A 22,399-nucleotide genomic window follows, 5' to 3' on the forward strand; every position below is an offset into this window, starting at 1 on the left:
GGGACGTAAAGACAAGCACTAAACCTTGTCGACACAGGCAGTACGCACAAGTCGGGCGAAGTTGTTGCGCCCGGAATATAATTTTAACGATAAGCTGAGCCGTTGATAGTCAGCTGAATGAACTGCGATAAAACAGATTGGCCCGCCCCGGGTGGGGGCGGGCCAATACAGAAAGCGGCTGCTTGCGAATGGCCGTTAACTACTTAGCGGCATCCACGGTCGGCTTCATTTTGGTCACCATGTCGAGGTGCATTTTCAGCACGGGCACCTGCTTGGCGGCGAAGGCTTTAATGTCGGGGTCGGAGGCTTTGATGGAAGCATCGGTGAATTCCTTCACGTCCTCCTCGTGGTCCTTCAGCATCTCTTTCATGTATTCCTGGTCCATTTTCACCCCTTTCTCCTCGGTCACGTCTTTCAGCACGTCTTTGTGGTCGTCGCTGAGGGTGGTAGGCAGGGTGATGTTCTTTTTCGCCGCCAGTGCCATGAGCTCAGCGTTGGCTTTGGTGTGGTCCGATACCATCTGCCCGGCAAATTTTTTGGCGTCGGGCGTCACGGCGCGGGCGGCCACCGCCTTGCCCAGCTCTACTTCGAGCATGCCGCCGCTGGCGGCCTTGGCCAGGAACTCGGAGTCGTAGTCCATGCCTTTTTCTTCGACTTTGCCCATGTTCGTATCGGCCGTGGCGCTGTCGGCTTTCATTTCGTTGGAGTCCTGGGCCTGCTTAACCGAGTCGTTGGAGTTGCAGCTGGCGGTGCCGATGAGCAGTGCCGCGGCGCTGAGCAGGGTGATGAAGGTGCGTTTCATAGGGAAAGAGTAGGTTGGTGAAGTGGAAGTGGCAAAATCAGTCGGGGTTGATGAAAAATGGCTGAAGAGCCGGTCGTTACGGAAGTTTCTCCGCCACATCGGCCGCGTCTTTGGCGGCATCAAGCTGCTCCTGCACCGGCGCGTGGAACTTGGCCGCGAAGCCCCGGATATCGCCGTCGTACGCATCGTCGCTCATGTCATCGAAGGCGTCCTCGTCCTGTTTCTGGGCTTTCACCAGCAGGGCCATCAGGTACTTGTCGAGCTGCGTACCGGTTTGGGTGCTGGCTTCGTGGTAGGCTGCTTGTTCATCGCCGCCGAGGGCGGCGGGCACGGTCAGGCCCTTGGCGGCGGCCAGGGTGCGCAGGGTGCCCAGCAGCTCCAGGCGCTGCGGCACCAGGCGGGCCCCGTAGCTGCGCACGGCGGGGGAGGTGGCGCGGGCCTGGGCCAGCTTGCCCAGCTCTACTTCGAGCAAAGCATTGCTGGTGCTCTTCACGAGAAATTCGGCATCGGCCTCCTGCTTTTTGGTAATGTCGGCGGTGTCAATTTTCTTCTCGTTTTGCGCCATGGCATTGTCCACGGCATCGGCGTTGCTGCCGTTGCCCGAGCAACTGCCTAGCAGCGGCAGCGCAACCGCCAGTTGCCAGAAAAACCGGCGCGGCCGAAAAGTAGAATGGAGGAAACGATGCATGAGCGGGACGAAAAGCGCGAGGCTCTTTTGCCGGGCGTGCAGGCTATACGGCCGGCTGAAAATGGGGTTTGACCGAAAGCATCGCAATATTTATTTCGACTGCTTAAACCCGGCGGTATCTTCCGCTTCCAACCGGCCACAAACGCAGTACTTCGTCCTGTTTCTCACTCTATTCCCAACCCGTTTTTCACCTTCGTTATGCGTACCGCAACTCTCCGTTCCTTCGCCCTGGCCTGCCTGGCCAGCGCTGCCCTGCTCACCACCGGCTGCAACCGCAACAACGACGCTACGCCCACCGACGACATCACCACGGCCGAAGACCGCACCGACGACAACTCCGAAACTGCCATGAGCTCGGAAGCCGCCCAGATGGCCGGCCCCACCGACCCGCAGGTGCAGGGCTCAACCAACATCATCGGCGATGCCGATTTCCGCGCCCGCTTCGGCAGCTGCGCCACCCGCACCTACGATTTCAACACCAAAACCCTCACCATCGACTTCGGCACCACCAACTGCCTGTGCGCCGACGGCCGCTACCGCCGCGGTAAAATCCTGGTGCGCTTCACCACCGACATCAATCGCCGCACGGCCGGCGCCGTGGTTACCCGTGTCGATTACTTCGTGAACGACAACCAGCACACCGCCACCCGCACCTTCACCGACATCGGCAGCGGCTCGTTCACCGTTGATGTGACCAACGCCAGCATCATCCGCGCCAACAACGGCGGCACCCATTCCTGGACTGCCAGCTGGACCTTTACCCGCACGGCAGGATTCGGCACCCCGCAGGTTTCCGACGACGTGTATAGCGTAACCGGCTCGGCCACCGGCACCAACCGCAAAAACGTGGGCTACACCGCCACCATCCAGAACCCGCTCATCAAGCGCGCCGACTGCCCCAAGTACTTCGTGCAGGGCACCACGGTCATCACCAACACCAATAGCAAGTCGATGACGCTGGACTACGGCACCGGCACCTGCGACAACGTAGCCACCGTCACCGTGAACGGCCATACCCGCACCATTGCCCTGCGGTAGTTTTGAATTGTTTGCCCACAAAAAAAGTCCTTCCGGTTACCGGAAGGACTTTTTTTGTGGGTTATGAATCTGCAAACAGCCTCGGTGCGCCAACAATCAGGCTTTTTGTTGATGCAGCATTAGCAGGAACTACGAGTGCTCATTGGGAGAATGTAGCCGACATATGTTAGCGCAGCGAGTGAATAAATGAAATAATTTTGGGTGTGAGATGTGGAGTTGGTATTGAGCTGATGCATAGTTTATTGAGTAGTTGTAAATGTTGCGATATATTAAGCTTTAATAATAAAAAATAAAACAAAAAGCAGATTGTAATTAAAATTATTAGATTATATAAATTTATATAACAAAAAAAGAGCCTTGCATATGCCTTCTGACTGTAGGCACAATGGCTAAGGCCTGTGACCTCGCGTACTGCCCGGATTTCGGGTGGTCTTCTGGTTCATTTGCCGATTTTGGTATCGGCAATACCTGCTTACCCTTAGTACTTGCTGCATTCCTACTCTTTCCATAGGAACGAATCTTAGGATTTTCGATAAGCAGCCATCTGCCAGAACTTATGAGGGTTTTTTCCTGGCCGGCTGGCTGTGGAACGGAGTGCGTTTTGCCCCGCGATTTCCCCTCTCTTGCCGCTACGGTCGCCCGTTGCGCGCCTGCTGCTGACTGGCAGCCCCTCCGAACGAATAAGCTGCTTTTGGGACTTTACTTTTTACCTGCACCCCATGAAAACTCCACTCTATACCTCCCTCTTTTCCCTTGCCGAATTTTCCAAGCGCCCTAGGACCACGCCGTGGCTCACGGCTTGGTTGTGGCGCATGGCCCTGGTTCTGGTTGTGGGCCTGGGGCTGGCACCCACCCCGGCCCGCGCCCAGAACCCCGGCGTGGGCGGCACTCAGGCTGGCTTCGAAATAGACGCCCATTTCTCTTCTGGCATCATTCCGTCCTTCTGGACCGGCTCCGGTCCCAACCAAAACTATTTTCCTAGCGTCACCACCTTCGGCGATGACTGGTCACAAGGGCTCACCGGTTCTGCGATGCTCAAGCAGGTCGGGGGAGTGTCGGTAACCGGTGCCACGGCCGATGCACGCGGCCTCTGGCAGGTAGATGGCAACTGGGGCACCTCATCGGCCATCGGCGAGTTATCGGTCTTTGCCGGCTCGTCCAATAAGAACGGCGACGCCATCGGTACCGGGCAAAGCCCCTATTCGGTAGGCACCGGCAGTGGCGGGCCGCAAAAGAACGATATCACCAACACCTTTCTGCACTCACGTCAGGTGGATAACAAGCTCTGGCTGTTTTTTGGGGCCGAAACCCGCTCGGTGAACGGGGCCAGCTACCTCGACTTCGAGTACAATCAGGCTGGGGTCAAGAAGATTGGCAACCAACTCGTGGGCCAGGGTCCCCTGAATGGGCGTACCCTCAACGACTTTCTGTTGGTTATTAACTACACCGGCGGTGGCAACAAGCCAGTCGTGGGCGTGCGCCGGTGGGTGGCACCCGGCACCTGGTCGAACGAACTGCCCGTGAGCACGCTCGGGGCCTTTGTCACCACCAACACGGCCGATGTGGCGCCGGTGGCCCCCAACAAGGCCTTCACATCCGACGGAGCCTTCAGCAACACAACCGGGGCGCTGCAATTCGTGGAAGGTGGCCTTAACGTGACCGACGTATTCAGAGACAGTCCCCTTGACCAGTGCACGCCGCTTGCTACGATTACCGTGAAGACCCGCTCTTCCCCATCGTATACTTCGGAGCTCAAAGACTATGACGTCCTTAGCTTCCCCCTGACGCCCTCGGCCACGGCCACCGTAGCGGATGTGCCTGCGCAATGCAAGCCTATCAGCGGTTCGACGGTCTTTAGCGTGAGCGGCACCTACGGGAACGGGACGCCGACCTGGAGCGCCTCGTCCGGGGTCGTGCTCTCCAACCAAAGCTACTCGGCAGGCGTGGCGACGGCGACGGCCAGCGTCGCCGGCAACGGGCCGGAAACCGTCACGCTCACTACGGCCAGCTCCAACTCGGCCTGTCCATCCGCGGTGGCTAGTAAGCCCCTTAACATCAATCCCACGCCCGTCGGCACGAACACGACGATGAGTTCCTGCCCGACGAGCATTGGCGGCCCGACGGCCGTGTTTGACCTGACGAGCAAGAACGGCACCGTCACGGGCGGGGTTACGGGCGTCACGGTAGTAGGGTGGTACGAGGGCTACAATGCCACCACCGGGGCCTTTACCGGTTCCATTGCCAGTCCGACCACTTACACTTCGGGCAGCAAAACGGTGTACGCCCAGCTCAGCGGCACCGGCAGCTGCCTCGGCGTGGCCCAGAATGCGCTGACGCTGATGCCTTCGCCCGTCGGCACGAACGCAATGATGAGTTCCTGCCCCACCACTGCGGGCGGCACGACGGCCGTGTTTGACCTAACCAGCAAGAACGGCACTGTCACGGGCGGGGTAGTGGGCGTCACGGTAGCGGGGTGGTACGAAACGTATGCGGCCGGGGCCTTCTCGAATCCCATCACCAGTCCGGTCACATACACTTCAGGCAGCAAAACGGTGTACGCCCAGCTTAGTGGAGCCAGCAGCTGCCTCGGCGTGGCTCAGAATGCGCTAACGCTGACTCCCTCTCCCGGCCGGCCCGACGTAACCATCACGGAAGCCACGTTATGCGGGACGCTTTTGGCACCTTCTCTGACCGTGAACTCCCCCGTTACGGGCACCACCTACACTCTTACCCAGACGGGGGTAGCCGGCTCTCGAACCTTTGCCTACCCGGCCGATGGCACGACGGTCGTGTTCCTGAACCTGGTGGCTGGCAAAGGCTTTAGCATTATCGCCACTAACGCGGGCTGCGTGTCGGCTGCTACAGATTGCAGCAATTATACCCAGTCTGCTCCAGTTGGCCGCAGTGTTCCAACGGTGGCCCCATCACCGCAGCAGAGCATTCAGACAGAGGCTTACCCGAACCCAACCAGCAAGGACGCGACAATCAACTTCTCGGTGCCCAAAACCGGGCATGTGCTGGTAAGCGTGTACGATGCGCTGGGCCGGCCGGTGGCCACCCTCTTCGATGGCGAAGCCACGGCCGGGGAGCAGCGCTCGGTGGTGCTCAAAGGGGCCTCACTGGCCTCGGGCATCTACACGTATCGGGTGGTTGCCGATGGCAAAACCAGGACCAACCGCGTTAGCCTCGAAAAATAAGGCTCACCGGTTAGTTGGAATGAAAAGGCCCGTTCTTATGGAACGGGCCTTTTTAGTTTAGTGCTTATTGGCTCTTAAAAGCTGGCTTTTACTTCTTGCTGTACGCCTTCATCCCCTCAGCATAATTCTCCGATTCCGTAGGTTTCGTAGTCCAGCATCTCATCCAGCGTGGCTGCGCTAGCGGTGTTCAGCATTTGCTTGATGAAGCCGATGGATTTGGTGGGAGCAGAGGCGTAGCGGGCCGCCTGCTTTAAAGCATCTTGCTACTCATAGCTCGGCGGGTTATTAAAGGCGTTGAATACGTCCGAACAGTTAGGGGCGATGGTAGCCACGCCATCGGGGTGCACGTCGTAAAGCATATGCTACAAGCCCAGCAGTGCCTCCGCAATCAGTAAATCTTCGGGCGTCGTTATTTTCAGGTTGCGGTAGTCGCCTTCCACCAGCTGCACGCGGCAGAGGTCGTCTACCACCGTGGCATCGTCGGTGAAGGTGGCCAGCTCGGGCATGGCGTAAGCGCGGCGCAGCAGGTCGATTTCGAAGGTTTGAGGCGTTTGCATCAGGCGCAGGCGGCTGCGGTTCTGGGCTGCCGAGCCGTGCTGCGACACCAGCCGGACCGAGTCCTTGGGCATCACGGCGGCCGCGGCGGCCGCGTGGGTGGCGGCGGCGGCATAGGTACGTTCCACCACCAAGCGCGACACCAGCGGCCGCACGCCATCGTGCACCGCCACGAGGCCTTCCGGGTGCCCTTGCAGTGCCGCCAAGCCCTCCTTCACCGAGGCCCAGCGCGTGGCTCCGCCCGCCACCAGCCGGTGCGGGATGTCGATGCTGAACTGCGCGCACAGCGCCTGCCAGGTATCGAGCTGGTCGGCTGGCAGCACCACCACAATGTCCGCCACGCCCAGCGCCGGCTCGGCAAAGCGGCGCAGCGTGTGCAGCAGCACGGGTTCGCCGCACAGCAGCAGAAACTGCTTGGGCCGGTCGGCCCCCATGCGGGTGCCACTGCCGCCCGCCACCAGAATAGCGAATCTGGGGACTTGGGGACTTGGGGACTTGGGGGCTTGGTTGGAATAGGTATTCATCGGCGCGAAGTTCTGACAAAAAAGAAGCGCCGACATTCCTCAAAAGGAACATCGGCGCTCAAAATTTGGAATTCGAAGACCAAGGCAATAGGAAGGACGGGCCGGAAAAAAACCAAGTCCCGAAGACCCCAAGCCCCTAAGTCCCCAAAAACTACAGAATCAACATCGCGTCGCCGTAGCTGAAGAAGCGGTACTTCTCCTTGATGGCCTGCTTGTAGGCTTCCATCATCAGGGGGTAGCCGGCGAAGGCTGACGCCAGCATGATGAGCGTGCTCTCCGGCATGTGGAAGTTGGTGAGCATGCAGTTCGCGATTTTGAAATCGTGGGGCGGGAAGATGAACCGGTCAATCCAGCCCTGCGTGGGCTTCATGCGGGCATTGGCCGACACCGAGGCCTCCATGGCGCGTACGGTGGTGGTGCCCACGGCGCACACTTTCTTCTTGGTATCGAGGGCCTTGTTCACTATCTCGCAGGCCGGGGCCGTCACGATGAAGTTCTCCGAGTCCATTTTGTGCTTGGTCAGGTCTTCCACATCTACCGTGCGGAACGTGCCCAGGCCCACGTGCAGCGTCACAAACGCCGGCTCGATGCCCTTGATTTCCATGCGCTTCATTACCTCGCGGGTGAAGTGCAGGCCGGCCGAAGGGGCCGCCACTGCGCCAATATTCTCGGCATAGATGGTCTGGTAGCGCTCCTTGTCGGCGGGCTCGGTTTCGCGGTTGATAACCTCTTTCGGAATCGGGGTTTCGCCCAGCTCGTACAGCGCCTTGCGGAACTCCTCGTCGGTGCCATCAAACAGAAATTTGATGGTGCGGCCGCGTGAAGTAGTGTTGTCAATTACCTCGGCTACCATGTCCGACTCGCCGAAGTACAGCTTGTTGCCGACGCGGATTTTGCGGGCGGGGTCCACCAGCACGTCCCACAGGCGCAGCTCCTTGTTCAGCTCGCGCAACAGGAAAACCTCGATTTTGGCACCGGTTTTTTCCTTATTGCCGTAGAGGCGGGCCGGGAAAACCTTGGTGTCGTTGAAGACCATTACATCGCCCTCGTTGAAATAGTCGAGAATATCCTTAAAGTTGCGGTGCTCAATTTGGCCAGTGGCGCGGTGCACCACCATCAGGCGGCTCTCGTCACGGTTGCGGGCGGGGTGCAATGCCACCAGCTCCTCAGGGAGTTCAAATTTGAACTCGTGCAATTTCATCGCCATAGGGCAGTATTTGGGGGAATATACGGAATTTTGGGGAGGCAAAAGTACGGCTTTTATTTGGATATTGTTTTTTTGGGTGAAAACAGTGTTTGCTTATTCGCCTGTCATCCTGAGCGTAGCGAAGGACCTTATCACGTTTGGGTATGTCGGTTATGGCAGCAAACCATCCTGTGGTAACAAGGTCCTTCGCTGTGCTCAGGATGACAATCGTTGAGAGAAGGGCGCAACTTCCCCGCAGGTTTCCGTCTTTTGAGCCCGGAAGCAGCTTTATCCGTGTCCGCCCTCCCTTATGCTGAACCTGCGCCTCACCCTCGAAAGCTTTCTGTTTGCCTGGGATGCTTTGAAATCCAACCTGTTGCGTACCATTCTGTCGCTGCTGGGCGTCACGGTCGGCATCTTTGCCATCATTGCCGTCTTCACCATCGTCGATTCGCTGGAAGCCAACGTGCGCAGCAGCCTCGACTTTGTGGGCGACAAGATTATCTACGTGCAGAAATGGCCCTTTGAGTTTGGGTCCGATTTTCCGTGGTGGAAGTATTTCCAGCGGCCCGTGCCCACGCCGCGCGAATACCAGCAGCTGCGCCAGCAGCTGGGCCCCAACAACAAAGGCATTGCCATCTTCGCCGCCAATAGCGGCAATACCCTGAAATCCGGCTCTAACTCAGTGTCCGACTGCGTGCTGCAGGGCGTGAGCTACGATTTTCGCGTGGTGAGCAACGTGCCCATCAAGGAAGGCCGCTATTTCACCAACCAGGAAATGGACGCGGCCCGGCCCGTGGCCATCATTGGCGCTACCATCGCCGAAAACCTGTTTCCGAACGGCAATGCACTGGGCCGGCAGTTCAAGGCGCGCGGCCAGAACTTCACGGTGATTGGCGTGATGGAAAAGGAGGGCAAAAAGCTCATCACCATTTCCAGCAACGACGCCAACTGCATCATCCCGTTCCCCATGTTCATGAAGATGTTTGCGCTCAGTACCACCGGCTTCGGCGGTGGTCCCAGCGCCAGCATTGCCGTGAAGGGCCGCGACCAAGACGAAGGATTGCTCGATTTGGAGTACGAAATGCGCGGCGTGATGCGCAACATCCGCGGCCTGAAGCCCCGCGAAGACGACAACTTCGCCCTGAACCGGCCCGAAATGATTGCCTCGGCCGTGGGCAAGCTCTTCAGCGTCATTGGGTTGGTGGGAGGCGTTATCGGCTCATTCGCCATTTTGGTGGGTGGGTTCGGCATTGCCAACATCATGTTTGTGAGCGTGCGCGAGCGTACCAACATCATCGGAATTCAGAAGTCGTTGGGGGCCAAGAACTTCTTCATCCTGTTTCAATTTCTGTTCGAAGCCGTGTTTCTGTGCCTGATTGGGGGCGCGGCGGGCATTGCGTTGGTGTGGCTCGTGACCCTGATTCCGCAGGATGCCCTGCCGCTCACCATGTCGGCCGCCCGGGTGATGCTGGGGCTGCTTATTTCGGTGGCCATCGGCATCATCGCCGGCATTGTGCCCGCTGTGCTGGCCGCCAACCTGGACCCGGTAATTGCCATCCGGGCCAAGTAGGGGAGGCCCGCGTTTCGTAACCGGCCGCCCCAAACGAACGTCATAAAGTAAAAAGAACGGCGCGCTGAGCGCAGTCGAAGCGGCGCGTTCTGAATTCAGCAAAACAATACATGACGCTACCCCCCTTTCTGAGCTACGAAATTCTGGGCAACACCCTTGGGCAATACCTCATCGCGACGCTCATCCTATTGGTGGGCAGCGCGTTCCGTCGGCTGTTTTCGCGGCTGCTCAGCAAGCTGCTGTTTTCCCTCACCAAACGCTACACCGCCGGCGTAACGGAAGAAGAGCTGCACGACCTGCTCATCCAGCCGCTGTCCACGCTGCTGCTGGTCGTGACGCTGCAACTGGCCGGAGCCACGCTCACGTATCCGCACAGCCCTACGGCCGGCCCGGGTGTGCTGCCCTGGCACGAGGTGCTGCTGCTGCGCATTCTGGCGCTGGCCTTCATTGTAGCGGCGGCGCGGGTGGCCCTGCGCCTCGTCGATTTTGCGCTGCTGGTAATGGCCCGCCGGGCGGCGCTGCGCACTACCGCCCACGGCCCCACGCGCCTCGACAACCAGTTCCTGCCCTTCGCTAAAGACCTGCTGAAAGTGTTTTTCATCATCATCGCGGTGCTGGTGGCGCTGGGGCAGGTGTTTGGGGTGAATGTCACGGCCCTCATCGGTGGCCTGGGCATTGGCGGGCTGGCGGTGGCTTTCGCGGCCAAGGAAAGCCTCGAAAACCTCATTGCCTCGTTCACCATCTTCCTCGACCAGCCCTTCGGCGTGGGCGACCTCGTGACGGCCGGCAGCGTGAGCGGCACCGTGGAAAAAATCGGTTTCCGCAGCACCCGCCTGCGCACGGCCGAGAAAAGCTACGTCACCGTGCCCAACAAAAGCATGATTGACAAGCCGCTCGATAACCTGTCGCTGCGCACCTCGCGCCGCGTGGGCTTCACGCTCACTTTCGACCAGAAAACCACCAGCGCCCAGCTCCACGCCATCATCGCGGCCGCCGTGGCGGCCATGCAGGCGCATCCCCTCGTGACCCCCGACGCTCAAATGAAGTTCAGTGCCCTCACGCCCGCCGGTAAGGAAGTGACCGTGCAATATTTCGTGCAAACCACGAGCTACGACGAATACCTCAACGTGAAGGAAGACCTCAACTACAGCATCGTGGAAGTGGTGGAGCAGCACGGCGGCTCTTTCGCCGGCGCGCCCATGGTGGTAGCCCCCGCCGAAAAAGCCTGAGCCGGGAAGGCTGGCGGCTGCCGCTTCACAACGGTGAATCAAAGCGACAGCTACTTCACTAAAAAAGGCTATCCAAGCATTAAAAGCACGTCATGCAGGGCAGAGCGAAGCATGACGTACTATTTTGATACCCCACGAAAAAAGGCCTGCCAACCGGCAAGCCTTTTTTGATTTCGGATGATTCGGCGAAGACGTTACCGGCCACCAAACAGGCCGCCGAGCATTCCGCCCAAGCCGCCGTTCAGCAGGCCACCCAGGCCCGAGCCGCCTGCGCTGGCGGGCTGCGAGTTGGGCCGGCCACCCAGGCCACCCAGAATAGACATCATCGAACCCAGCCCGCCGCTGCCAATGGCCGAGCCCTGCTGTGGCAGATTGGCCGTCTCGTTGGAGTTGCCCCCGCCCAGCAGGCCGCCCAGCATGCCGCCGCCGAGCAAGCCTCCCAGCAGGCCGCCCATGCCGCTTTGGGCCGCGCCGCCCAGCAGGCCACCCATGCCGCTGCTAAGCAGGCCGCCGCCGGAGCTGCTCTGGTTGCCGTAGCCGTTCTGGCTCTGGCTGCCACCGCCCATTACCTTAGAAATTACCATGGGGGCTACCACCCCCAGCAGGCCAGCCATGAGGGCACCTTTGGGAATGCCCACGCTGGATAGCTTGTCGCCAATACCGCTCAGGAAGCCGGTTTTGGCCGGGTCCTGCGGGTCGTGGGGCACGCTGGCGGCCTGGTCTACCACGGTTTCGAGGGTTTGCTTCTGCTCGGGGTTGATGCCGAGGTACTGGGACATTTTGCTAATCATGGCCTCCTCGTCGTTGGCATACGAGCCATCGGCACGCGCGAAGCTGATGAGGTCTGTAACGAGTGAAAAGCGCAAGTCGCTGTTCTTAAGCACGTCCAGGTTTTGCTGGATGCTTTGGTTGTTGGCATCCTGGGCGGCGGCCAGCACCTGCTGGGTGGCCCCGCCCGAGAGGCCGGCCTGCTGCGCCAGCGCCTGCAGAAACTGCCCTTCGGCCCCTGAAGCCTGCCGGTCGGCAGTGGCTAGGCTGGCAATGGCACTGAGGTAAGCGGTTTTTTCCTGTTCCGAGTAATTCTGGAGGAGTTGGGTGTCCATCGGGAAGCGAATGTTGAGTGAGAAAGGTTTTTTAACTCCTTAACGAAGCGGCCCGGAATACGTTGCTTCCCCTGATTAGAGCCAGCAAAACAAGTTTTTTCTAAAATTATTCGAAATTTTCTTGCGCTGAAAATGAATTTGTTGCTGCCGGATTTGGTCGAAAAACGAAAAAATATGCGCCCAAATGCAGCAGCAGGTTTTGTGTTTCCAAAAAGTCCCCCCATCTTTGCAATCCCAAACGGAAACAACCACTCGGGGGATTAGCTCAGCTGGTTCAGAGCATCTGCCTTACAAGCAGAGGGTCACTGGTTCGAACCCAGTATCCCCCACACTGAAAAACAGCCACTTAGGTTAGAAACTAAGTGGCTGTTTTTATTCTGATTTAAACGTTGGTTTAAATCAACCCCTTGGCTGCTTTTTAGCCAAGTATTATTTGGGAGGTTAGCTCAGTTGGTTTAGAGCGCTTGCTTCACACGCCAGAGGTCGAAGGTTCGAATCCTTTACTTCCCACACCGCAAAACAGCCACTTGGTAGCAATACCAGGTGGCTGTTTTCTTTTGGGCTACGGCAGCAGGCGGATAACGAAGTTTTTCAGCGGGTTCTTCTTGATGAGCGTCACCAGCTGGCCGTTGGCGTAGCGGTACTCGTCTTCGCGGCCGTCGCGGTGGGCGCGGTAGGTGCCATCGGGGGCATGGGCCACGGTGAAATAATCGCCGAAATATTCGGCAAAGGCGGTGGTATGGCCACCGGGCTCACCAAAAAACATGTCCGTGACGGTGTAGGTGATGGGGTGCTTTTCGGTGGCCTGATAATGGTGCTTATACTGGTCGGCGCGAATGTCGTAATGGTCGCCTTTCCACTCGGTGCGGGACGAAAAATCGCCCTGGTTGGTGTGCGCCTCCACCGTGGAAAGCAGCAGCTGGCCGCCCCGCACGCGGTTGGTGACCTTGTAGTAAATCTTCAGGTGGTAGAATAGGAACGTAACCTGCACATCGCTGATGAGCGTGGAAACCACTTCGGTGGTGCCGGGCTGGGACTGGCGCGTGGCCGTCATGGTACCCACGCGCAGGCCGGCCACCTCAATGGCGTAGTGGCGGGTTTCGGTGGGGGCCGCGGCCGGGCGCGGGGTGGTACCCGGCAGGGCCTGGGTATGCGCGGTGCCGGCCAGCCCCAGCCACAATAGCCCCAGCAGTTGGCCGGCGCGGGGTGGTACCCGGTAGGGCCTATTGCTCATTCAGGCTCCAGTTGTAGTCGAGGTAGGAAACCTTGGTTTTGGCGTCAATTTTGGTAGTCGAATACTTGTTCACCCACTTCTCTACCGACTGACCGTTCTTCTCCCAGTCGCCCTTGTACCAGTCGAAATACTTGGAAAGCTGGGCGCTGGCGGCGCTGATTTTGTTCTTGGCGGGGTTGTTCAGGAAATCGCGGGCCTGGTCGTCGAGCTGGCTTTCCAGCTTGGCGGCGGTGTAGGCCTCGGGGCGCAGGCTGGGGCACGACATGGAGGCGCACACCAGCGCGAAGTGAATGCGCGGGTCGTTGTATTTTTTGCGCAGGATGCCGTGCTCAATGTTATCGAGGCTCATTTTTTCGCCGCCGATGCTAAAAAACTTGATGGCCCAGGGCGTGGTCACGAAGGGAATCTTGATTTTTGAGCCAATGTCCTTGATGCTCGAAACGGGGTAGTGGTCGAGCACCAAGCGGATGGTGTAGGCGTTGTAGGCATTAATCCAGAAGGCCATCTGGTCGGCCTTGCTCCACGAGGCGGCGGGCGCGTTCTTGCTGAGCATATCGAGGTAGCTGTTGAGCTCCTGCTGGTTCGCTTTCAGGCCCTTGTAATTGACCAGGCCTTTGGCGCTCACGTATTTCTTGAGGAGCTTGTCGTAGCTGCTGTGGTCTACCGCGGCGGGGCTGGCCGTAGCCATGCCGGCCGGGGAGCGGGCCGGGGCCGAAGCAAAGGCGGATGAGTCCATAAACAGGGCTCCGAGTAGGGCAATGGTGAAAAATGGAGTGGTTTTCATGGGGAAATACTGGCTGAAAAGCGCGTGGATGCCCGAATGTGGGCCCGCGCTGCGGCTATAGACGCAGCGCGGTTCGTTATTTTACAGCATACGAGAAATAAAGCTGTGCCGATTGACGAGATTAGCGGGGCACAGCATTGTTCACTGTACCGATAAAGATTTCGCCTGTAGCAAACTTCCGGCCACGGCCTTTGCGTAAGCACTAAAGAGCGGCCAGCAGCGCGAGCGCGGCGAAATGAGGAAATTGCACCCTCGTCCCCTTCCCTGACTATGAAACTGAGTGTTATTATTCCCACCTTCAACGAAGCTGCCAATATTGCCCGCCTGGTGGGCGAGCTGCGTCGCCACGCCGCCGACCGCCCGGTAGAAATAGTGGTAGTAGACGCCCACAGCCCCGACGGCACCGCCGAGCTGGCCCGCCAGGCCGGGGCCACCGTGCTGCTGGCCCCCAAGCCCGGCCGCGCGGCCCAGATGAACCACGGGGCCGCCCACGCCACCGGCGACGTGCTCTACTTCGTGCATGCCGATGTGAGTATTCACCCGGGCTACGTGGCTACCCTTGGGCAGGCGGTGGCGCAGGGCTACGCGGCGGGCTGCTACCGCTTTCGGTTCGATTCTACCCGTCCGCTGCTGCGCATTAATAGCTACGGAACGCGCTTTAAAGGGATTATGAGCCGGGGCGGCGACCAGACCCTGTTTGTCACGCGGGCGCTTTTTCAGCAGCTGGGCGGGTTCAACGAGCATTTTGTGGTGATGGAGGACTTTGAGATTATCCAGCGCATCCGGCGGGTGGCCTCGTTTCTGATTGTGCCGCAGGACGTGCTGGTATCGGCCCGCAAGTACCAGAACAACAGCTGGCTGCGCGTGCAGGTGGCAAACCTGACGGCCTTTTCGCTGTACTTCCTCAAGGTGTCGCCGGTGCGAATTGCCCGCACCTACAAGGCCATGCTGAACACCTACTAATGGCCGAAACCGTGCTTGTGACCGGTGCTAATGGCTTTCTGGGCCGGCATCTCGTGGCCGGGCTGTGCCGGCGCGGCTATGCCGTGCGGGCGCTGCTACGACCCGGCACACCCGCGCCGTTTCCGGCCGAATGGGGCATCGACTACCGCGAGGCCGACCTTACCCGACCGGCCACGCTGGCCGGCGCGGCCGATGGCTGCGGAGCCATCATCCACGCGGCGGCGCTGGCCCAGGTGAACCCCGCCCGCAACCCCGCCGTGTGGGCAGCCAACCTGGGCGGCACCGAGGCGGTGCTGGGGCTGGCGCAGCAGGCGGGCGTGCGCCGGCTGGTGTACGTGGGCACGGCCAACGTCTTCGGCTTCGGTACCAAAGCAAACCCCGGCGACGAAACCCGGCCCTACGCCGGCCACCGCTACGGCCTCGACTACATGGCCAGCAAGCGGGCGGCTACCGACCTCGTGCTGCGCGCCGTGGCGCAGGAGCAGCTGCCGGCCGTGCTGGTGCATCCCACCTTCATGCTCGGCCCGCAGGACGCCAAGCCTACCTCCAACGCCCTGCTTCTGGAGCTGTTGCGGGGCAAGCTGCCGGGCTACCCGCCGGGCGGCAAAAACTACGTGCACGTCCGCGACGTGGCCTCGGCCACTGTCAATGCCCTTACCCAGGGCCGGGTGGGCGAATCGTATATTCTGGGCAATGAAAACCTGAGCTACCGCGAGGCCTTTGGGCTGATGGCGGGCGTGCTGGGCGTGTCGGCGCCGCGCTGGCCCATTCCGGCCGGGCTGGCGATGCTTTACGGCGGTATTTGCGATGTGAAAGCGCGGCTCACCGGCCGGCCGGCGCAGCTAAATTCGGCCATGGCGGCTGTGGCCAACGACGGCCATTATTTCAACGTGCAGAAGGCCCGGCAGGAGCTGGCACTGCCCCAAACGCCCATCGGGCAAGCCGTAACCGAGGCCTTCGACTGGTTTAAAACCAACCATTATGTTTGATTCAAATCTGGTGAGCGATGCTGAGCGGGCTACCGTGGCAGCCCGGCCGCCGCAGCTGCCGCGCTCCGGCCCATTTGCGGGCAAAGTGGCCATTGTTACCGGCTCGGAGTCGGGCATTGGCCGCGAAACGGCCCGCGCACTGTGCGAAAGCGGCGCCGCCGTGGTCCTCAACGGCCGCAACGCCGAGCGGCTGGAGCACACCCGGCAGGACCTGGCCACCGCCGGCCACACCGTAGCAACCTGCGTGGCCGATGTAACCGACTACGCGGCCTGCGAACGCCTGGTGCAAACGGCCCTCGACCACTTCGGCCAAGTCGATATTCTGATAACCAACGCCAGTATTTCGATGCGGGCCTACTTCGCCGATATGGCCCCGGAGGTGTTCCGGCAGGTGCTCGACAGCAACGTGTACGGCACGGTGTACCCGCTCAAGGCCGCCCTGCCGCATTTGGTGCGCACGCGGGGCAGTGTCACGTTCATCTCGTCCATTTCGGCGCTGAATGGGATGCCCAGCGGCTCGGCCTACTGCGCCGGCAAGGCCGCCGTGGCCAACCTAGCCCACACCCTGCGGCTGGAGCTGGTGGATACCGGCATTCACTTCGGGGTGGTGCACATCGGTTTCACCCAAAATGACCCCGAAAAGCGCGTGCTTGATGCCCAGGGCCAGCCCGTGCCCATTGCGCACCGCCCGCCGCGCTGGCAGAAATCGCAGACCGAAGTGGCCGCCATCATCGTGCGGCACGTGCGGAAGCGGCGGCAGCGCACCGTGATTTCGGCCTTGGGCCGGCTCATCGTGCTGGTGCATACCTACCTGCCGCGCCTGGGCGACTGGGTGGTGCTGTCCACCATCCGGCGGATGCGGAATTTTTATGAGTAGAGGCCCGGAAGTGTCGGCACGACCATAGCGGGGGCTACATTCGTGGCCGCCCCGTGCTGTTTTTGTTTCCGCGCTACTTTGCCTGACGTTGGTTTTTCTGCCTTTGTTCGTTCGCGCCGCTGGGTGGTGGGCGTCTTTTTTGGCCTGCTGGCGGTGCTGGGTGTGGCCCTGCACCGCGACTACGGCATGGGCTGGGACGAGCCCGCCGAGCGCCTCAACGCCTTTGTGAGTGCCAAGTACGTGGCCCTGAAACTGGCCCCCGAGCTGGCCCGACGCCAGCCCCGCCTGGCCGACATCCCCGACCTGCGCCAGCACCGCGACGCCGACCACGGAGTGCTCTTCATGCTGCCCTGGGTGGGCCTGGAGGCCCTGCGGCCCGGCCCCGACCCGGCCGAATGGGCCTACCGACGGCATCTGGCCGGGTTCCTGCTGTTTGTGGCCGGGGCCTGGGGCGTGTACCGGCTGGGCCGGGCACGGCTGGGCAGCTGGCGCTGGGGGCTGGTGGGGGCGGGGCTGCTGGTGCTCTCGCCACGCATTTTCGCCGAGGCGTTTTATAACTACAAGGACATTGTTTTTCTGAGCCTGTTTGCGCTGGCGGTGCTCACGCTCACGCGGCTGCTGCGGCGGCCCACGGCGGGACGGGCACTGCTGCATGCGTTGGCCACGGCAGCGGCCGTCGATGTACGGACCATGGGCGTACTGCTGCCCGTGCTCACGCTGGGCTTTGGGGCGCTGGAAATGTGGGCGCGGCCGGTGCGGCGGCGCGGGCTGACTGCGATGTTGGCCTTGTACCTGCCGGCGGCGGCGGCACTGGTGGTGCTGGGCTGGCCGTATTTGTGGGAAAATCCGGGGGCTTATTTCACGGCCGCCATCAGCAGCTTTGGGCACTATGCCAAGCCGCTGGAGGTGTTTTATCTGGGGCATTTCGTTTCGATTCAGGCCCTGCCGTGGCATTACGCGCCGGTGTGGCTGCTCATCACTACGCCGCTGCCTTACGTGTTATTGTTCGCGGTGGGGCTGGTAGGAGTGGGGCGAGGGTTGCTGAAAACCGGAGTTGGGCGCTGGCTGCGGCGCACGGCCAGCCGCCGCGATTTGCTGGTGCTGGCCTGGTTTTTTGGCCCGCTGCTGGGCGTGATGGTACTGCATTCGGCCATATATGACGGCTGGCGGCACCTGTATTTCGTGTATCCGGCCTTTGTGCTGCTCGTGGTGCAGGGCTTGCGGCAGTTGTGGCAGGCGTGGCAGCAACGCAGTGCGTCCCTGCGCTGGCGGTCTGCTCCGGCGGCGGCTGGCGTGGCGCTGCTGCTGCTGGCGCTGGGTACCGCACAGGTAGCATGGCGCATGGCCACGGAGCATCCGTTCCAGTACGCCTATTTCAGCTTTTTGCCCGGCCGCGTTGTCGAGCAAAACTTCGAGCGCGACTACTGGGGCCTCTCCGTGAAGCAGGGGTTGCAATGGGTGCTGGCCCACGATGCCCGCCCAGCCGTGCTCGTGAGTATGGACCGCCGTACTGAAATGACCCTGCGCATCAACGCCAAAATGCTGCCGCCGCCTGCCCGCGCCCGCCTGCGTATCGTGCCGCCGGATTCGGCGGCTGGCGGGTATTTCCTGAGCGTTCACCGCTGGCACCCGGGGGCGTACCCGGCGGGCGTGGGGCGGCCGGTGCACGTCATTCGGGTGGGGGGGGCGGTTATTCTCACGGTGCTGCGCCGGCCCTGAACGGCGGCGCGGGCGTTTCTTTGCGGCCCCGTTCGGGATTTTGTTGCTTGTGTTTTATTGGCAGGTTTCGCTTGCCTGTTTTAGCTTATGCCGCTGCTTGAAGTTGTGAATGCCCGCCTGGCGCGGCAGTTTGTGGAGTTGCCCGCCCGCCTGCACCAGGCGGTGCCGCAGTACATCGGGATTCTGGAAAACGAGATTGAAGTTGTTTTCGACCCCATCAAAAACCCGAAATTTGCCAACGGCGAAGCCATTCGCTGGGTGCTGACGGATGCCACGGGCACGGTTATCGGCCGGGTGGCGGCCTTCCTCAACCGCGACGCGGTGGACGTGCAGAACCCTGACCTGCCCACCGGCGGCATGGGCTTTTTCGAGTGCATCAATGACCAGTCGGCGGCTAACGAGTTGTTTGATGCCGGCCGGCAGTGGTTGGCCGCGCGCGGCATGCAGGCCATGGACGGCCCCATCAATTTCGGCGAGCGCGACCGCCTCTGGGGCCTGCTGATTGACGGCTTTGACCGGCCGCCCAACTACGGCATGTTCTGGCACCCACCGTATTATCAGCAGCTGTTTGAGCAGTATGGGTTTCAGCTTTACTTCAAGCAATACACCTGCTACCGCACCACGGCCGCGCCGCTGCACGCCCGCTTCGCCCAGCAGGCCCAGGAGCACGCAAAGGAATTTCGGTTTGAGCACGCCCGCAAGGCCGATGCCGAGAAGCTGGCCTACGACTTCCACCACGTGTATAACCTGGCCTGGGCCAAGCACTCAGGCGTGAAGCCGATGACGCTGGACCAGGCCCGCAACATCGTGAAAGAAATGAAGCCCGTGGTGGATGAGCGCCTGCTCTGGTTTGCCTACCACGGCTCCGAGCCGGTGGCGTTTTTCATCAGCCTGCCCGAGCTTAACCAGATTTTCCGGCACGTGGGCCGGCGGCTGAACCTGCTGGGCAAGCTGCGCTTTTTATGGGCGCGCTGGCGCTTCATGCGCCGCCCTGATAAGCGCCTGTTCGGCATTATTTACGGCGTGGTGCCCGAGTACCAGGGCAAGGGCGTGGACGCGGCCATGCTGACGTATGCCCGCCAGTCGTTCGTCGACGCGGGCTACGCCGATATCGAGATGAACTGGATTGGCGATTTTAACCCGCGCATGCTGGTAACCATTCGCTCCATCGGGGCGACCATTGTGAAAACCCACGCCACGTTCCGCTACCAGTTCGACCGCGAGCGGCCATTCGAGCGGATGCCGATAATTCGGTAGACGGTGAAGTACTGGGGCAAAAAGAACGTCATGTTGAGCGCAGCTACTGGGGCAAAAAGAACGTCATGCTGAGCGCAGCCGAAGCATCTCGCGTGCATAACTAATCCAATTGATTGAGTTACTTGAGTACGCGAGATGCTTCGGCTGCGCTCAGCATGACGTTCTTTTTGTTCGTTTACTATTTCGTGACCCCTTAGAATGGGTACCCGATGGCCAGATTTAGCCTGGGCGCTTTATCGGGACTGCGAGTGCCGTCATCATTGAGCTTGGTGGGCGTGCCGTAGGGGGCCTGTATTGGAAAGGCGAGGTCGAAGCGGATGACGAAGAACTGCACGTCGATGCGGATGCCAGCCCCGGCGCCTACGGCCAACTGGTTGAGGAAAGAGCTGGACTTGAACTCGCCGCCCTTGCGGCCGGGGTCGGGATTGACCAGCCAGATGTTGCCGGCATCCACAAACAGGGCCCCTTTCACGTAGGGAAACAGGTCCTGGCGGTACTCCAGGTTGCCTTCGAGGCGAATGTCGCCCACCTGGTCGTAGAACTGGTTGGCTTTTTGGTCGGCGGTTTGGGCCTGGTACACGCCGGGGCCGATGCCACGGGCCGCAAAGGCCCTTACCGAGTTGGGACCGCCGATGCCGTACTGTTTGGGGTAAGGCAGCACCTTCGAGTTGCCGTAGGGGTTGCCGATGCCGGCCAGCAGGCGGCCCACAATGCGGTTGCCGGAAGCAGGGTCGGCGCTGATGCGGTAGTATTCGCGCACCTCCAAATCGAGCTTGAGGTACTGGCTGTACTCCTGGCCCAGAATGGTGTTGCCGCCCGAAGGCCCTTTGGGCGTGCCAATAGACGTGGCGATGCCCTGAGCCAGGTTGCCGCTGCCTTCAATCTGGCCGCTGAAGTAAATCTGCTGGCGGCGCTGCTCCAGCGACTGCTGGTTATAGGTGTAGCGGTAGGAGCTGGCCAAGATAAACTGCTGCTGAAACGCACTTTTCAGGAAGCTTTTCTCCGGCGTGTTCAGAATATCGGTAAACGTCTGGGAAGGGGTGAACTGGACGTAGGTAATGTCGATGGGCCGGATTTCCTGTTCGTTGGTTACCTTGGTTTTCCAGGTGTAGCCGTAGTTCACGTTGAAGAAGTTCTGCGAGAAGTAGCTGGCGCGGGTCACGGACCGCACGCCCACCGCGACGCTGGTACGGGGCTGGAAGTCGGAGTTGGGCAGTTTCACATCGAGCAGCGGCAAATCGGGCGTCACCAGGCGTGGAATGAGCAGCTGGGCGTTGATGCCGTACTCGAAGCTGGTGAGGCCCAGGGCGCCGTTGCCGCCGCCCGTCTGGGTTTCGGTCGAGGCAATGGCATTGATGAGCAGCTGCTCGGCACCGCGCAGGGCCGAGCGGTTGCGGAAAGTCACCTTCAGGGCCGGGCCGGTGAAGCCGTTGGTTTTGCTGGTGAGCTGGACTTCGGCGCGCAGGCTTTTCTTTTTGAGCTGGGTCATGAGCACCTCGGCATCGAGGCGGTTGCGCAGGCCCACCGAGCGGTTGCTGCCGGGCACGGCATCGGCCGGCACGGTCACGGTGGTGTCGCCGGCGGCGGCGGGTTTGAAGCGGATTTCCACGAAGCGGAACGTGCCCAGACTCATGAGGCGGCTCAGGGTCTGGTCGCGGCGGTGGCGGCGGAACACACTGTCGGGGTACAGGAAGGTGGCGCGGGTAATGGCCTGCGCCTTAAACATTTCCTCGTCCGGAAAATACTGGTAACCCCGGAAAAGCATGGGGTTGCGCATGGTGGTGTCTGTCAGCACGTAGCTGGTGTTCAGCTTCACTTGGTCGAGCCAGTAGGGGCGCACGGCCTTGGGCGGCGCGCTGGGCTTGAGGCGCACGTCCACGGTAGCCTTGTGGTCGAGGGTGCTATCAACCTTGAAAACGATGTAGTCGGGCGCGAAGTAGTAGTAGCCGCGCTCCTTCAGTGCGGCATCGATGCGCACCCGCTCGTTGGTGAGCGTGGCGAGGTTGTAGGCGTCGCCCACCTTCACCAGGCTTTCGCCCTGCGTAGCCCGAATGGCCGCCCGCACCAGCGAGTCGCCCTGCGGGAACGTGACCTCCGTGAAACGGTAGACCTTGCCCGGCAGGGCCGTGTAGTCGATTTCGGCCGTTTTCTCCTGCTTTTTTACTTCGTAGGAAGTGGTGCCGTTAAAGAAGCCGTTGTTGTGCAGGCGGTTGGTTATCAGGTCGCGCACGGCGGCGGGTTTGGCCTGCGACAGGTAAATGGGCGGCTCGCCAAACTTGTCGGCGAAGAACTTGCCCAGGCCTTTCGACTTGCCCACGCCCATTTGCCAGAAGTAGAGCTTGGGCCGCAGCCCCAGAATGGAGCTGTTGGGCTTGGGCCCCAACACCGACACCAGCTCGGTTTGCAGAGCGCTCTGGTTGTTCACCGTTTTCTCGTCGGCCGGTGGCTTAATGGTCACCTTGCTGCCGGTATAGAGGCGCTCGCCTTCGGGCACAAATTTCAGGCCCGAGCAGGAGGCCAGCAGCACCAGGGCCGGGGCCAGCAACAGGGTAGCCCGGGTGGAAGAGGGAAGAAAACGCTTCGTTAACTGGCGAACTGGACTCAAAACTGCAGAATTAAGATATTGGCCGGCCGAAAGCTGGCGGCGTTGGAACGAGGGGCGGGAGGGGCGGAGCAGCTTT

Annotated in this window: 17 protein-coding genes and 2 tRNA genes; 11 read left to right on the forward strand and 8 right to left on the reverse strand. The window is 60.7% G+C overall.

Annotated features, from left to right (window positions below):
- Nucleotides 1–199 precede the first annotated feature (199 nt).
- Both HBN54_RS21245 and HBN54_RS21250 read right to left on the reverse strand, forming a co-directional pair.
- Nucleotides 200–802, reverse strand: coding sequence for a DUF4142 domain-containing protein (locus HBN54_RS21245; protein WP_168675250.1), 603 nt, complete (start codon nucleotides 800–802; stop codon nucleotides 200–202).
- Nucleotides 803–878: 76 nt separating this feature from the next.
- Nucleotides 879–1,490: a DUF4142 domain-containing protein gene (locus HBN54_RS21250; RefSeq protein WP_168675251.1), complete on the reverse strand. Its 612-nt coding sequence runs from the start codon at nucleotides 1,488–1,490 to the stop codon at nucleotides 879–881.
- Between the two features lie 198 nt (nucleotides 1,491–1,688).
- Between HBN54_RS21250 and HBN54_RS21255 the strand changes: the two genes are divergently transcribed.
- The gene (locus HBN54_RS21255) at nucleotides 1,689–2,528 is read left to right on the forward strand and encodes a hypothetical protein (RefSeq protein ID WP_168675252.1); all 840 of its coding nucleotides are present in this window, start codon (nucleotides 1,689–1,691) and stop codon (nucleotides 2,526–2,528) included.
- A 719-nt stretch (nucleotides 2,529–3,247) separates the two neighbouring features.
- Nucleotides 3,248–5,725 carry a T9SS type A sorting domain-containing protein gene (locus HBN54_RS21260; protein WP_168675253.1) on the forward strand — a complete coding sequence of 826 codons (2,478 nt, stop codon included), beginning with the start codon at nucleotides 3,248–3,250 and terminating at the stop codon, nucleotides 5,723–5,725.
- 362 nt (nucleotides 5,726–6,087) lie between these two features.
- On the opposite strand, the gene HBN54_RS21265 is transcribed toward HBN54_RS21260, so the two are convergent.
- Together HBN54_RS21265 and queA are read right to left on the reverse strand one after the other, a co-directional pair.
- Nucleotides 6,088–6,804, reverse strand: a complete 717-nt coding sequence (locus tag HBN54_RS21265) for a 2-C-methyl-D-erythritol 4-phosphate cytidylyltransferase (protein WP_168675254.1) — start codon at nucleotides 6,802–6,804, stop codon at nucleotides 6,088–6,090.
- Nucleotides 6,805–6,955: 151 nt separating this feature from the next.
- A complete protein-coding gene (gene queA, locus HBN54_RS21270) occupies nucleotides 6,956–8,005 on the reverse strand; it encodes a tRNA preQ1(34) S-adenosylmethionine ribosyltransferase-isomerase QueA (RefSeq protein ID WP_168675269.1) in 1,050 nt (349 codons plus the stop codon).
- Between the two features lie 295 nt (nucleotides 8,006–8,300).
- Between queA and HBN54_RS21275 the strand changes: the two genes are divergently transcribed.
- Nucleotides 8,301–9,563, forward strand: coding sequence for an ABC transporter permease (locus HBN54_RS21275; protein ID WP_168675255.1), 1,263 nt, complete (start codon nucleotides 8,301–8,303; stop codon nucleotides 9,561–9,563).
- A 110-nt stretch (nucleotides 9,564–9,673) separates the two neighbouring features.
- Nucleotides 9,674–10,792, forward strand: a complete 1,119-nt coding sequence (locus HBN54_RS21280; protein WP_168675256.1) for a mechanosensitive ion channel family protein — start codon at nucleotides 9,674–9,676, stop codon at nucleotides 10,790–10,792.
- Nucleotides 10,793–10,986: 194 nt separating this feature from the next.
- Here the strand turns inward: HBN54_RS21280 and HBN54_RS23895 are convergent, their stop codons facing one another.
- Nucleotides 10,987–11,895 carry a TerB family tellurite resistance protein gene (locus tag HBN54_RS23895; protein ID WP_168675257.1) on the reverse strand — a complete coding sequence of 303 codons (909 nt, stop codon included), beginning with the start codon at nucleotides 11,893–11,895 and terminating at the stop codon, nucleotides 10,987–10,989.
- A 254-nt stretch (nucleotides 11,896–12,149) separates the two neighbouring features.
- On the opposite strand from HBN54_RS23895, the gene HBN54_RS21290 reads away from it, so the two are divergent.
- Both HBN54_RS21290 and HBN54_RS21295 read left to right on the forward strand, forming a co-directional pair.
- Nucleotides 12,150–12,224: transfer RNA gene (locus HBN54_RS21290), tRNA-Val, on the forward strand.
- A 106-nt stretch (nucleotides 12,225–12,330) separates the two neighbouring features.
- Nucleotides 12,331–12,405 (forward strand) — tRNA-Val (locus HBN54_RS21295).
- A 52-nt stretch (nucleotides 12,406–12,457) separates the two neighbouring features.
- Here HBN54_RS21295 and HBN54_RS21300 read toward each other — a convergent pair.
- Both HBN54_RS21300 and HBN54_RS21305 read right to left on the reverse strand, forming a co-directional pair.
- The gene (locus HBN54_RS21300) at nucleotides 12,458–13,129 is read right to left on the reverse strand and encodes a DUF6134 family protein (protein WP_235955650.1); all 672 of its coding nucleotides are present in this window, start codon (nucleotides 13,127–13,129) and stop codon (nucleotides 12,458–12,460) included.
- Entirely contained in the window at nucleotides 13,119–13,913 is a 795-nt protein-coding gene (locus tag HBN54_RS21305) for a DUF547 domain-containing protein (protein ID WP_168675258.1), read from the reverse strand. The genes HBN54_RS21300 and HBN54_RS21305 overlap by 11 nt, the downstream gene beginning before the upstream one ends.
- Before the next feature lie 270 nt (nucleotides 13,914–14,183).
- On the opposite strand from HBN54_RS21305, the gene HBN54_RS23280 reads away from it, so the two are divergent.
- The 5 genes from HBN54_RS23280 to HBN54_RS21325 all read left to right on the forward strand — a co-directional run bounded on the left by HBN54_RS23280 (nucleotide 14,184) and on the right by HBN54_RS21325 (nucleotide 19,718).
- Nucleotides 14,184–14,876, forward strand: a complete 693-nt coding sequence (locus HBN54_RS23280; RefSeq protein ID WP_210428140.1) for a TIGR04283 family arsenosugar biosynthesis glycosyltransferase — start codon at nucleotides 14,184–14,186, stop codon at nucleotides 14,874–14,876.
- A complete protein-coding gene (locus HBN54_RS21310) occupies nucleotides 14,876–15,865 on the forward strand; it encodes an NAD-dependent epimerase/dehydratase family protein (protein WP_210428141.1) in 990 nt (329 codons plus the stop codon). The genes HBN54_RS23280 and HBN54_RS21310 overlap by 1 nt, the downstream gene beginning before the upstream one ends.
- The gene (locus HBN54_RS21315; RefSeq protein ID WP_168675259.1) at nucleotides 15,858–16,742 is read left to right on the forward strand and encodes an SDR family oxidoreductase; all 885 of its coding nucleotides are present in this window, start codon (nucleotides 15,858–15,860) and stop codon (nucleotides 16,740–16,742) included. The genes HBN54_RS21310 and HBN54_RS21315 overlap by 8 nt, the downstream gene beginning before the upstream one ends.
- Nucleotides 16,743–16,820: 78 nt before the next feature.
- A complete protein-coding gene (locus HBN54_RS21320; RefSeq protein ID WP_168675260.1) occupies nucleotides 16,821–18,461 on the forward strand; it encodes a hypothetical protein in 1,641 nt (546 codons plus the stop codon).
- A gap of 87 nt (nucleotides 18,462–18,548) precedes the next feature.
- A complete protein-coding gene (locus tag HBN54_RS21325; RefSeq protein WP_168675261.1) occupies nucleotides 18,549–19,718 on the forward strand; it encodes a hypothetical protein in 1,170 nt (389 codons plus the stop codon).
- A 193-nt stretch (nucleotides 19,719–19,911) separates the two neighbouring features.
- On the opposite strand, the gene tamL is transcribed toward HBN54_RS21325, so the two are convergent.
- The gene (tamL, locus tag HBN54_RS21330) at nucleotides 19,912–22,323 is read right to left on the reverse strand and encodes a translocation and assembly module lipoprotein TamL (protein WP_168675262.1); all 2,412 of its coding nucleotides are present in this window, start codon (nucleotides 22,321–22,323) and stop codon (nucleotides 19,912–19,914) included.
- Nucleotides 22,324–22,399: the final 76 nt, after the last annotated feature.

The organism is Hymenobacter artigasi (assembly GCF_012275535.1).
GTDB classification, from domain to species: domain Bacteria; phylum Bacteroidota; class Bacteroidia; order Cytophagales; family Hymenobacteraceae; genus Hymenobacter; species Hymenobacter artigasi.

Excerpts from the sequence above, each read along its gene's own strand:
- HBN54_RS21310 (WP_210428141.1), top strand. The coding sequence starts at position 14,876 with ATGGCCGAAACCGTGCTTGTGACCGGTGCTAATGGCTTTCTGGGCCGG.
- queA (WP_168675269.1), bottom strand. The coding sequence starts at position 8,005 with ATGAAATTGCACGAGTTCAAATTTGAACTCCCTGAGGAGCTGGTGGCA.
- HBN54_RS21250 (WP_168675251.1), bottom strand. The coding sequence starts at position 1,490 with ATGCATCGTTTCCTCCATTCTACTTTTCGGCCGCGCCGGTTTTTCTGG.
- HBN54_RS21265 (WP_168675254.1), bottom strand. The coding sequence starts at position 6,804 with ATGAATACCTATTCCAACCAAGCCCCCAAGTCCCCAAGTCCCCAAGTC.
- HBN54_RS21305 (WP_168675258.1), bottom strand. The coding sequence starts at position 13,913 with ATGAAAACCACTCCATTTTTCACCATTGCCCTACTCGGAGCCCTGTTT.
- HBN54_RS21300 (WP_235955650.1), bottom strand. The coding sequence starts at position 13,129 with ATGAGCAATAGGCCCTACCGGGTACCACCCCGCGCCGGCCAACTGCTG.
- HBN54_RS21245 (WP_168675250.1), bottom strand. The coding sequence starts at position 802 with ATGAAACGCACCTTCATCACCCTGCTCAGCGCCGCGGCACTGCTCATC.
- HBN54_RS21315 (WP_168675259.1), top strand. The coding sequence starts at position 15,858 with ATGTTTGATTCAAATCTGGTGAGCGATGCTGAGCGGGCTACCGTGGCA.
- HBN54_RS21260 (WP_168675253.1), top strand. The coding sequence starts at position 3,248 with ATGAAAACTCCACTCTATACCTCCCTCTTTTCCCTTGCCGAATTTTCC.
- HBN54_RS21325 (WP_168675261.1), top strand. The coding sequence starts at position 18,549 with ATGCCGCTGCTTGAAGTTGTGAATGCCCGCCTGGCGCGGCAGTTTGTG.
- HBN54_RS21255 (WP_168675252.1), top strand. The coding sequence starts at position 1,689 with ATGCGTACCGCAACTCTCCGTTCCTTCGCCCTGGCCTGCCTGGCCAGC.
- HBN54_RS23280 (WP_210428140.1), top strand. The coding sequence starts at position 14,184 with ATGAAACTGAGTGTTATTATTCCCACCTTCAACGAAGCTGCCAATATT.
- HBN54_RS23895 (WP_168675257.1), bottom strand. The coding sequence starts at position 11,895 with ATGGACACCCAACTCCTCCAGAATTACTCGGAACAGGAAAAAACCGCT.
- HBN54_RS21275 (WP_168675255.1), top strand. The coding sequence starts at position 8,301 with ATGCTGAACCTGCGCCTCACCCTCGAAAGCTTTCTGTTTGCCTGGGAT.
- HBN54_RS21280 (WP_168675256.1), top strand. The coding sequence starts at position 9,674 with ATGACGCTACCCCCCTTTCTGAGCTACGAAATTCTGGGCAACACCCTT.